The organism is Peptoniphilus timonensis JC401 (assembly GCF_000312025.1).
GTDB classification, from domain to species: Bacteria; Bacillota; Clostridia; order Tissierellales; family Peptoniphilaceae; genus Peptoniphilus_A; species Peptoniphilus_A timonensis.
Genome location: NZ_HE978593.1, coordinates 269,082 through 280,055, shown reverse-complemented (window position 1 = coordinate 280,055; position 10,974 = coordinate 269,082). Strand labels below are relative to the sequence as shown.

At 30.4% G+C, this 10,974-nt stretch carries 8 protein-coding genes, 1 pseudogene and 3 other annotated features; of the genes and pseudogenes, 3 read left to right on the top strand and 6 right to left on the bottom strand.

What is annotated here, in order from left to right; translation table 11 throughout:
• A pseudogene (locus HGPT_RS09150) lies at window positions 1–247 on the bottom strand (argininosuccinate lyase); the annotation flags it as partial.
• 1 nt (window position 248) lies between these two features.
• A complete protein-coding gene (locus HGPT_RS01390) occupies window positions 249–1,469 on the bottom strand; it encodes an argininosuccinate synthase (protein WP_019138110.1) in 1,221 nt (406 codons plus the stop codon).
• Between the two features lie 78 nt (window positions 1,470–1,547).
• Window positions 1,548–1,746: a binding site (T-box leader), on the bottom strand.
• A gap of 203 nt (window positions 1,747–1,949) precedes the next feature.
• Window positions 1,950–2,148: a binding site (T-box leader), on the top strand.
• A 71-nt stretch (window positions 2,149–2,219) separates the two neighbouring features.
• Between HGPT_RS01390 and HGPT_RS01385 the strand changes: the two genes are divergently transcribed.
• From HGPT_RS01385 to HGPT_RS01375, 3 genes are read left to right on the top strand one after another with little or no spacing between them, the layout of a single operon-like run.
• Window positions 2,220–2,996, top strand: coding sequence for a transporter substrate-binding domain-containing protein (locus tag HGPT_RS01385; protein ID WP_155799225.1), 777 nt, complete (start codon window positions 2,220–2,222; stop codon window positions 2,994–2,996).
• 8 nt (window positions 2,997–3,004) lie between these two features.
• Window positions 3,005–3,802 (top strand): amino acid ABC transporter permease, encoded by a 798-nt coding sequence (locus HGPT_RS01380; RefSeq protein ID WP_019138107.1) that lies wholly within the window; start codon window positions 3,005–3,007, stop codon window positions 3,800–3,802.
• Window positions 3,789–4,508 (top strand): amino acid ABC transporter ATP-binding protein, encoded by a 720-nt coding sequence (locus HGPT_RS01375; RefSeq protein ID WP_019138106.1) that lies wholly within the window; start codon window positions 3,789–3,791, stop codon window positions 4,506–4,508. Before HGPT_RS01380 ends, HGPT_RS01375 begins: the two co-directional genes overlap by 14 nt.
• A 92-nt stretch (window positions 4,509–4,600) precedes the next feature.
• Here the strand turns inward: HGPT_RS01375 and ileS are convergent, their stop codons facing one another.
• The 4 genes from ileS to HGPT_RS01355 all read right to left on the bottom strand — a co-directional run bounded on the left by ileS (window position 4,601) and on the right by HGPT_RS01355 (window position 10,940).
• Window positions 4,601–7,702, bottom strand: a complete 3,102-nt coding sequence (gene ileS / locus HGPT_RS01370; RefSeq protein ID WP_019138105.1) for an isoleucine--tRNA ligase — start codon at window positions 7,700–7,702, stop codon at window positions 4,601–4,603.
• A gap of 53 nt (window positions 7,703–7,755) precedes the next feature.
• Window positions 7,756–7,946, bottom strand: a binding site (T-box leader).
• A complete protein-coding gene (locus HGPT_RS01365) occupies window positions 7,941–8,351 on the bottom strand; it encodes an RrF2 family transcriptional regulator (protein ID WP_019138104.1) in 411 nt (136 codons plus the stop codon). (Overlaps the previous feature by 6 nt.)
• 35 nt (window positions 8,352–8,386) lie before the next feature.
• Window positions 8,387–9,664 carry an NAD(P)H-dependent oxidoreductase gene (locus tag HGPT_RS01360; RefSeq protein WP_019138103.1) on the bottom strand — a complete coding sequence of 426 codons (1,278 nt, stop codon included), beginning with the start codon at window positions 9,662–9,664 and terminating at the stop codon, window positions 8,387–8,389.
• Between the two features lie 73 nt (window positions 9,665–9,737).
• Complete coding sequence (locus tag HGPT_RS01355; protein ID WP_040542372.1) at window positions 9,738–10,940, bottom strand: BaiN/RdsA family NAD(P)/FAD-dependent oxidoreductase; 1,203 nt, start codon at window positions 10,938–10,940, stop codon at window positions 9,738–9,740.
• Window positions 10,941–10,974 lie beyond the last annotated feature (34 nt).

Below are 10,974 nucleotides of genomic sequence, written 5' to 3'. Positions count from 1 at the left end.
GTATATCTTCTTCATTTAAATTTATTTCTAACTCTTTATTTTTAATTTCTTGTAAAATATTTTTTAACTCATTAGAAATTATTTTACAATCCTCTTTACTTATAATTTCTTGTTTAGAGAGCATCTCAACATGTGCAAGAGAGCCTCTAATATTTTCTTCAAATAAAATTTTGTCAAAATCTATGGACTTGTTAAATTCATGAGTAAAATCCTCTAGCCCTTCTAAGTGAGATCCCCATAAATACATATTAAACTCCTTTATTTATCTTAGCATCAACTAGCGTTTGAAGAGAATAAAGATTGATAAAACCAGCTGCGTCACTGTGAGAATATAAATCTTCTCCTCCATCTCCAAAGGAAGCTAAATCTTCACTGTAAAGAGAATACTTTGACTCTACCCCTGCTGGAATAATATTTCCCTTATAAAGTTTTAACTTAACCTTTCCACTTACATTTTTTGTAATTTCATCTGCGAAAGCTAAAAGTCCTTTAATAGAATTTGAATACCACTTGCCATCGTAGACAAGATCTGCAAATTTTATAGAAAGATAATTCTTTAAGTGTGATGAATCTTTATCAAGAGTAATTGATTCTAAAATTTCTAATGCTTTATAAAGTATCGCTCCTGCTGGATTTTCATAAACTCCACGACTTTTCATTCCAACAAGACGATTTTCAACAATATCATCAATACCAATTCCATTTTCACCGCCAACTTTATTTAAATAGCTTAAAATTTCTGCGGGACTCATTGTTTTTCCATTAACAGCAATAGCTTCTGCTGCTTTAAATTCTATTTCAATGTCACAAACCTCATCTTTTGCCTTCATTGGAGAAACTGAAAGTTCCAAAATTTTATCAAAATCAGGATAATTTTTTGGATCTTCTAAATCTAATCCTTCATGAGATAAGTGCATAATATTTAAATCTTTTGAATAATTTGTTTCTCTTGAAATCTTTAGTGGAATTTTGTGTTCTTCTGCATAATCTATTTCTTCTTCACGAGATTTAATGTCCCAAATCCTCCAAGGTGCAATAATTGGCATATCAGGAGCAAAATGCTTTATTCCCATTTCAAAACGAATTTGATCATTTCCCTTTCCAGTACATCCATGACAAATTGCATCACAATTTTCTTTCTTTGCAATTTCCACTAAGGATTTTGCTATAAGAGGTCTTGCAGTGGCTGTTCCCAAGAGATAATTTTTTTCATATTTTGCTCCCATTTTAAGTGTTGGGAATACAAAATCTTTTACATATTCTTCTACAAGATCAACTATATAAATTTTCGAAGCTCCTGTTTTAATAGCTTTTTCTTCTAGACCTTCAAGTTCCTTTTCTTGGCCGACATTTCCAACTACTGCGATAACTTCACAATTGTAGTTTTCTTTTAACCATGGGATGATAATAGAAGTATCAAGACCACCTGAATATGCTAGAGCAATTTTTTTATAATTTGTATTTTTCATTTTTTTCCTCCAAATAAAATCTTATGTTAGGACAGCTTACTTTGAGACTCAAAAAAAAGTATAAAAAAATCGCCCCTATCAAGGGACGAAGAACGTGGTACCACCCAAATTTGTATATTTCTATACCTCAAAAACTATAACGCGTAACCGGGCAAATCTAAATATCGAGATGCCAGTTCCAAGCTCCTATTTCAAATTATCCTCCCTATTTTCTCCCAGCAAACGAAAACTCTCTTCAAGTCTTGGATAATTTTACTTCGCTTTTCAAAACTTTTATTGTTTGATATCCTAACAAGTTAAATTTATTTTGTCAAGTAAAATTTTTAAAAATTCTTTATAAAATCTTTTTTACAAAATTCTATCTATATAATGTCAAAAATAAAAAATTTTTAAAAAATTTAATTTAATCTTTATCTAAAATAATTTTTAAAATATTTATAAAAAAGACTTGACAAAAATAATTTATCATAGTAATGTATTGTGAAATCAATGAAGTGGACAAAAAGTATTCTCATAAACTTTTTAGAGAGCAGGATTAGGTGAAAGCCTGTAAGTGGAAAGAATATAATAGAACCACAGAGATTCTGTAAGGAATTTAGTATTTACAGAGGTTAACTGCCTTAAAGTTTTGAGATATCTAAAAGATAATTAGAGTGGTACCGCGGACTTCGCCTCTTTCATAGAGGCGATTTTTTTTATTTTATGGAGGAAAAATTATAGAAAAAAATAATAAGTATATCAAGTATAATTTTGGCTGTTCTTATAATTGGTCTTATAATATTTTTTAATAAGTCCAAGGAAAATTCTAATTCAAGAATTGATGAAATCAAAGAGTCTGGAAAAATTGTCATGGGTTGCAATGCAAATTATCCACCTTTTGAATTTCACAAAAATATAAATGGAAAAGATGAAATTCTTGGCTTTGATGTCTTTATAGGCAAAGAAATAGCAAAAGATCTTGGTGTTGAACTTGAAATTTCTGATATGGAATTTTCTTCAGTCCTCGCAAGTTTAGACACTGGTGTAATTGATTTAGCATTATCTGGAGTTTCTAAAACTCCTGAAAGGGAAAAATCCATGGCATTTTCTAAAGTTTATTACGAACCTAAAAATTATTTATTAGTTAATAAAAAAGACTTTGGGAAGTACACTCAAAAAGATTCATTAAAGGATCTTACAATTGGTGTTCAAACTGCAACTAGTCAGGAAGATATTGGAAAAAACTTGCAAATTAAAAAGCTTGTTTCACTTCCTAAAACTCCTGATTTAGTAGCTCAATTAGATGGTGGTCTTATTGATGGAATCATTGTAGAAAAATGTGTTGGAGACAATTATGAACTTTCTAACGAAAATTTAAAAATCGAAGATTCATTCTTCTTTGATGCTGACTTAGATGGCACAGCAATTGGGCTAAATAAAAATGATACAGAATTATTAGAAGCAGTTAACAAAACTTTAGATAGACTAGAAAAGGAAGGTAAGTTAGATAAATATTATGAAAAAGCCCTAGAACTTTCTACTAAGTAGGTGACTTTATGGAAAATATTTATAAAATTGAAAATAAAAAATTTTCTAAAAATAATCTTATAAATGGCTTAGTCATTCTAGCCTTTTTAATATTTTTATTAATTTCTGGAAAATTGTTAGTTGGCTTTTTTGGAACAAGTGTAGAAATTTTTGCAAAGTATAGTTCTTATTATTTTAAGGGGCTTTTGGTCACTTTATCACTTTCACTAATTTCCGTTGTCTTAGGTTCTATTTTTGGTTTATTTTTGTACCTTATGAAATCTTCTGAAATAAAAAGTCTAAAAGTTTTTTCAAGTGCCTATCTAGAAATTGTGAGAGGAACTCCAATGCTTACCCAAGTATTTTTTATTTTCTTTGGTCTCGCAAGTATAATAGATTTTAAAAGTTTTGGACTCTCAATTTCATCTTTTGCCTATATTACAGGAGTCATAGCTGTTAGTTTAAATTCTGCTGCCTATGTTGCGGAAATTATAAGATCTGGTATAAATGCCATTGACAAGGGACAAATGGAAGCTGCAAGATCTCTTGGAATGAAAAAATCTTTGGCAATGGAAGAAGTGATTCTTCCCCAAGCCACAAAAAATATTTTGCCAGCTCTTGCCAACGAATTTATAGCAGTTATAAAAGAAACTTCAATTATTTCAACTATTGGAGTAACTGACATAATGTATAATGTAAATTTAGTGAGGGGTTCATCTTATAAAGCTCTAGAACCTCTTATAATAGGTTCTCTACTTTATTTTGCTATAACTTTTACTTTATCTAGGCTCTTAAAATTTGTGGAGGGAAAATATGATAAAAATTAAAAATTTGCAAAAGTCTTTTGGCGATAAAGAAGTTTTAAAGGGAATAAATTTAGATATAGATGATTTAACTGTAACATCTATAATTGGTGCAAGTGGATCTGGAAAGTCAACCTTATTGAGGTCAATAAATTTACTAGAAAAAATAAATGGAGGAAATATTTATTTAGATGGTTATGAAATAAGCGGTGACAATCCAAATTTGGAAAAAATAAGATTGGAAATTGGAATGGTCTTTCAAAATTTTAATTTATTTCCAAATAAAACTGTTTTAGAAAATATAACTCTTGCACCTATTAAAGTAAAAGGTGAAGACGAAAAATCTGCAAAAGATTATGCTATATATCTTTTAAAGAGTATGGGACTTGAAGATAAAAAAGATTTTTATCCTTCTTCATTATCTGGTGGTCAAAAACAAAGAGTCGCAATAGCAAGAGCTCTTGCCAATAAACCTAATGTTCTCCTTTTTGATGAACCAACTTCAGCACTTGATCCTGAAATGGTAAAAGAAGTTTTAAATGTAATTAAATCTTTAAAGGACAAATTAACTATGATTATAGTTACTCACGAAATGGGTTTTGCTCGTGAAATTTCTGATACAATTGTCTTTATGAAAGACGGAATTGTAGAAGACTTGGGAAGTCCCGATTACGTTTTTAATAAGACTAAAAATTTAAATACAAAGAAATTTTTAGAAGCAGTTCTTTAATAAAATAATTTATTATATTTTTATTAAAGAAAATATTATAAAAGTTTGCATAAAAATAAGGCTCTAGTTTCCTAGAACCTTATTTTTTATTTTCACATTTTTTCTATATTTATTTTTATATCGTGACCATTTAGATTTTCAAGTTCTGCATCATTTTCTGTATTTACAATTTCAAGAGCAAGAGTTTCTGATTTAATAAATTCCTTATCTGATTCAATAGCTTTTTCCACTTCTTCATCAGACTTGTAACTTATCTTAATATTATCTAAAATATCTAAATCTTTTTTCTTTCTCAATTGTTGAATTTTTGATACAAATTCTCTTACATAACCTTCATTTAAAAGTTCTTCATTAAGTTCTGTGTCAAGAATTACAAATAAGTTGTTTTCCATTATTACATCAGAACCTTCTTTTGCAGAAATTTTAACTTCTACAAAATCTCTTTCAATTTCTGTTTCTTCACCAGATATTTCAAGATTAACTTTGCCTTCATCAAGTTTTGCTAGTAATTCTTTTGCATCAACTTCTCTTAATAATTTACCAAAGTCCTTAACTTTTGAACCTAGAATACTTCCGCAAACTCTAAAGTTTGGCTTTAGTTCAAATTCCATATATTCTGAAAGGTCATTTTCAAATTGAACCTCTTTGACATTAAGTTCTTCTTTTATTAAGTCTGTTAGTTCTCCAATTATTTCCTTATATTTTCCGTCAATGATAACTTTTGAAAGAGGTTGTCTTACTTTAATCTTAGCTTCTTCTCTTGAAGCTCTTCCCAAAGTTACAAGATCTCTTACAAGATCCATTTTTTCTTCAACTTTATCATTAATCATATTTTCATCATAAGTTGGATAATCAACTAAGTGAACAGATTCTTCATCAGTTAATGACTTAAATAATTCTTCTGCAGTAAATGGAACTATTGGAGCAATTAATTTTGTAACTCCAAGTAAAACTTCGTAAGTTGTCTTGTATACTGCAATTTTTGTGTTGTCTTTGTCTGTTTTCCAGAATCTTCTTCTGTTTCTTCTTATATACCAGTTGGAAATATCTTCTATGACAAAATCTTGGATTTCCCTTACAACTTTTGTAAGTTCAAAAGCATCCATATCTTCCCTTACATTTTTTACAAGTCTATTGTATTTAGATAGTAACCATTTATCTATTTCTTCTAAATCGTCATAAGAAACTTTTCCTTCTCTTGGATCAATTTCGTCAGTATTGGCATAAAGACTGAAGAAATTATAAGTGTTTCTAAGTGATCTAAAGAATTTTGATTCAATTTCACGAAGACCATCTTCATCAAATTTTGTAGGTGTCCATGGTGGTGAAACATATAGTAAATACCATCTAACAACATCTGCACCATATCTATCAAATAATTCAAATGGAGCAACAGTGTTTCCACGTGATTTTGACATCTTCTTACCTTCCTTATCAAGGATCAAATCATTGACAAGTACATTCTTATATGGACTCTTGCCAGTCATATAAGTTGAAATTGCAAGAAGTGAATAAAACCAACCTCTAGTTTGATCTATACCTTCAGAAATAAAATCTGCTGGGAACAATTCATCAAAGTTATCTTTATTTTCAAATGGATAGTGCCATTGAGCAAAAGGCATAGCTCCTGAATCAAACCAAACATCAATTACATCTGATTCTCTAGTCATTTCCTTACCACATTTTGGACATTTTAGATGAATATCATCAACATAAGGTCTGTGAAGTTCAACATCTTCACTTACATCTTCTACTGCTTTATTTCTAAGATCTTCAATTGAACCAACAGATTCTGTATGACCACATTCACATCTCCAAATTGGTAGAGGTGTGCCCCAATATCTTGATCTTGAAATTGCCCAGTCATTTAAATTTTCTAGCCAATTTCCAAATCTTTTTTCTCCTACGAAATCTGGGAACCAGTTTACACCTTCGTTATTTTTAATTAATTTATCTTTAAACTTAGTCACTTCAATATACCATGATGGATGAGCATAATAAATTAGTGGAGTGTGACATCTCCAGCAGTGTGGATAATTGTGAAGCATCTTTTGTTTAGAGAATAAAAGATTATTATCAATTAGATAATGAAGAACATCGTGGTCAGCATCAATTACAAATTGACCCTTCCAAGGTGTATCTGTAAATTTTCCTTCTTCATCAACTGGTTTTAACATTGGAAGGTCATATCCCCTTGCTGTTTGATAGTCATCTTCACCAAAAGCTGGAGCAATGTGAACAATACCAGTACCGTCTTCTGTTGTTACATAGTCTGCACAAATTACAAAGAAAGCTTTTTTATCTGGTGTAAGGAATTTAAGAAGTTGTTCATATTCAGTGTATTCAAGATCTTTACCAAGCATTTCTTCTAAAACTTCGTATTCATCATCTTTAAATACTTGTTTTGCAAGAGATTTTGCAAGGTAATAAATATTTCCATCTGAATGCTTAACTTTTATATATTCAACTTTAGGATTAACAGCTAATGCAACATTTGATGGAAGAGTCCATGGAGTTGTTGTCCATGCCAAGAAATATTCATCATCCTTGTCCTTTAACTTAAACTTACATGTTGCAGTTGTAGTTTTAATTTCTTCGTAACCTTGAGCTACTTCATGAGATGCAAGTCCAGTTCCGCATCTTGGACAATAAGGTACAATCTTGTGTCCTTCATAAATAAGGCCCTCTTTAAACATCTTGTCAAGAATATGCCAAACAGATTCAATATAAGAATTTTCAAGAGTAATATAAGGATGATCTAAGTCAATTAGATAACCCATTCTTCTTGTAAGACTTCTCCATTCTTTTTCATATTCAAAAACAGATTCCCTACATTTTTTGTTAAAGGCCTCAACACCATAAGATTCAATGTCTTGTTTGTTGTGAAGGTCTAATTTCTTTTCAACTTCTATTTCTACTGGAAGACCATGTGTGTCCCAACCTGCTTTTCTCTTTACCTTATATCCCAACATTGTATGATATCTACAAGTTAAGTCCTTTAAGGTTCTAGCCATAACATGGTGTATGCCTGGCTTTCCATTTGCAGTTGGAGGTCCTTCATAGAATATATAATTTTCTCCATCTTCTCTTGTTTCAACAGATTTGTGAAGAAGATCTATTTCATCCCAAAATTTTGAGATTTTCTCTTCTCTTTCACTTACACTGTCTTTAGATAACTCTTTAAACATTTTCATCTAAAACTCCTTATCCTTCCAATTTCTATATAAAAAAAGTCCCCTCTCAAAAGAGAAGGGACGAACTAACCGCGGTACCACCCTAATTATAGGAAACTATCACTTAAATATTTTAACGCAAAATACGCAAAGGCTTTTGACCTTTGAGCTCCAAGGTGATCTGTAAAATCTAAAAATACAGTTTCGCACCAAACAACTGCTCTCTTACTTTTTTAAAAATTACCGTCCTCTTCACAGCTTATATGAAGTTGTCGATTGTTTGACTCTTAAACATTTTAATAATATTTGATTGCATACCAGCAAGGGCAACGTGGAATTTACAATTTCTCGTATCTCCATCAGAATGCTTACTGCAAAATGAGTCTTCTTCTTGTAGACACCTATTAATTACAATAGGACCATCTACTGCTATAAGTATATCATACAAAGTGATTTCTTCCTTGGGTTTCTTTAAATAATAACCGCCCTTCGATCCTCTTTTCGCATCTGTAATACCAGCTAAATTTAATTTTCTCAAAATTCTAAGAGTAAATCTTTTAGTAACACCTTCGCTTTCAGCAATTTGCGGTGCTCCAACGACTTTGCCCTCATTTTTGGCTAGATAACTAACAATACGAAATGCATAGTCTGTTTCTTGTGTTATTCTCATTTTATCACCTATTTCACATATTATATCATCTTTGTTTACTTTTTAAAATAGTCATCTTGTTTTTTTCTTAATTTAACAATTTCTGAATCTTCATTTAAAGATATGTCATCATAAGTAAGTAAAGATCCCTTCTTGATATCTCTTTTTGCAAAAGAACCTTCAGTTACAATTCCAATTGGCAGATGGTTTCCCTTTAATTGATCTTCTTTCTTTTCAAGACTTCCAAAAATCATTTCTCCACCAATAGAATCAAACTTTTCTCCCTTTTTTATGTCTCTTTTTGCAATAGATACTGTTTCTGCAAAGGGTTCTCCTATTGGAGCAATTGATTCATCTCTTAGGACAACTGCCTTAATAATAGAAATGACAGTTTCAATACTTGTCAAATGATAGGGTCTATAAATTGCATAATTTGGACCCTCTCCCATTGAAAGATATTTCATTTCCTTATCTATTATTTCTGATTTTGGTCTAACTACTGCAAAAACACCTGGAGCAATTCCTGTCGCAAAATCAACAACTCCATAAGAATTTAAAATTCCGCCATCTTCTTTTAATTTATAATCCTCTGCTATCTTTTTTGCTTCAGTATCAATAAAATGACATCCTCTTATGTCAGGTACAAATCCAAGAGCGTTGCAAACAGCATTTAGTTCAATCATAGTATTAGTTCCATCAACAAAAGAAGTTAACATTCTAGGATTTATGCCTTTTTTCTCAGCACTCTCTTTTAAACTTTCTGGATTTGCATAATTATTTAATTCATTATTTTTTCCCTTGCCTAATACTAAGACTTCAAAACCACAATTTTTTGCAAATTCATAAATTTCTACAATAGCACCTGGCTCGTCTCCCTTAGTTCCAGAGTAAATAACTCCCTTTTCATCAGCCAAATGTTTTAGATAAGGTCCTACTGTTGCATCCATTTCTACATTTAGACTTACAATATCAACTTTATTATCAATGGCACAAAGAGAAAGTGCAGTTCCAGTTTCTGTATCTCCAGTACAATCAACTAGGCAGTCTACAAGTGATGCAGCAATTAAATTGTTAGTAGTAGCTATATACTTTTTTTCTTTTAATAAATTTTTAGCCTCTTCAATATCATCAGTAAAGGCAAGATCTTTTTTATTAATCTTAGCAGAATCAATAGCAGCCTCTAGTGTCTTTCTATTTCTTGAAGAAAATACTAGGGGATAAAAATTTTCATTTTGACTTAGTAAGGTGAAAAGTGAACTTCCCATAATTCCTGAGCCCACAATTCCAACGGAAATATTTCCATATTCCTTTAATTTTTTCTCTAAATAAAACATTCTTCCTCCAAATCTATTGCAATAAGTAATTATTAAATTTATTCGCAAAGATTATTTTAATCTGAAATTCTTTCTATTGCAAATTACTTTTTTCCCTAAGTATTTTTCCAAGCCTATAGGCACATGCAAAGGCAAAGTGTAAATTATATCCACCACAGTCTCCGTCAATATTTAGAGCTTCTCCAATAATGTAGAGATTTTTATATTTCTTGGACTGATAATCAGAACTATTTACTTCACTTAAATCAACTCCGCCTCTAGTGACCTGTGCATTTTTAAAACCAGTATTACCTGTCACTCTAAAACGCGACTTTAACAATAAACCTATAATTTTTTCAAAATCACTCATAGAAATCATATTCATAGCTGTGTTTTTATCTAAATTTAAAAAGTCGACTATATAATGAATGAATTTTTTGTCCACAATCCCCAATAAATATTCTTCGAGAGAAAAATCTGCAAACATATAGTATCTTCTGTAAAGCATTTCTATGCTTTCATCATTTAAATTATTTATAAGAGGAACTTCTATTACATTATCATGGCTAATATTTACTGATAAATCTAAAATCGGCGGACCACTTATTCCATAATTTGTAAATAAAATTTCACCTTCTCTCTCATCTACAACTTTGTTATTCTTTAAAAGTCTTGCCTTGCCAATAACTTTTGTACCACTTAGATGCTTTAAATATTTTGAATCAAGCTTTAACTGAGTGAGTGCAGCTCTTAAATCTGTGACTTTTATTCCCATTTTCTTTAAAATTTCAAAACTTACTCCATCAGATCCACTTGCTGGCATTGCTTTTCCTCCAAAAGCAATTATTACTACATCAGCTTCGTAATTTCCATTGTTTGTAAATAAAGTATAGGAGTTTTTATTCTTTTTGATCTCCTTAACTTCAGTATTTGTTCTAATGTCGATTCCCTTTTTTTCTAACCAATACATTAAAATATTTAATACTGAATTGGCTTTTAAGGTAATTGGATAAATTCTATTCCCATCACTTGTGGATTCAAGACCCAAAAGTTTAAAGTAATTAATTAAATCTTCATTATTAAAATCTTTTATAGTTTCTCTTACAAATTCAGGAGAAGAATAATTATTTTCTGACAAATTTAAATTAGTGTAGTTACACCTACCATTGCCAGTTGCCAACAATTTTTTCCCAATCCTATCATTTTTTTCAAGAAGTATAACCTCGTTGTTTTCATTTTTTGCATTTATAGCAGTGCTTATTCCACTAGCACCTGCTCCAATTATTATTATTTTCATATTATCACACATAAATTATATCCTAAGTTCATAC

What these genes read in the sequence shown, in the direction of transcription:
- HGPT_RS01390 (WP_019138110.1), bottom strand. Translation starts at nt 1,469, where the DNA reads ATGAAAAATACAAATTATAAAAAAATTGCTCTAGCATATTCAGGTGGT.
- HGPT_RS01380 (WP_019138107.1), top strand. Translation starts at nt 3,005, where the DNA reads ATGGAAAATATTTATAAAATTGAAAATAAAAAATTTTCTAAAAATAAT.
- HGPT_RS01375 (WP_019138106.1), top strand. Translation starts at nt 3,789, where the DNA reads ATGATAAAAATTAAAAATTTGCAAAAGTCTTTTGGCGATAAAGAAGTT.
- ileS (WP_019138105.1), bottom strand. Translation starts at nt 7,702, where the DNA reads ATGAAAATGTTTAAAGAGTTATCTAAAGACAGTGTAAGTGAAAGAGAA.
- HGPT_RS01365 (WP_019138104.1), bottom strand. Translation starts at nt 8,351, where the DNA reads ATGAGAATAACACAAGAAACAGACTATGCATTTCGTATTGTTAGTTAT.
- HGPT_RS01360 (WP_019138103.1), bottom strand. Translation starts at nt 9,664, where the DNA reads ATGTTTTATTTAGAGAAAAAATTAAAGGAATATGGAAATATTTCCGTT.
- HGPT_RS01355 (WP_040542372.1), bottom strand. Translation starts at nt 10,940, where the DNA reads ATGAAAATAATAATAATTGGAGCAGGTGCTAGTGGAATAAGCACTGCT.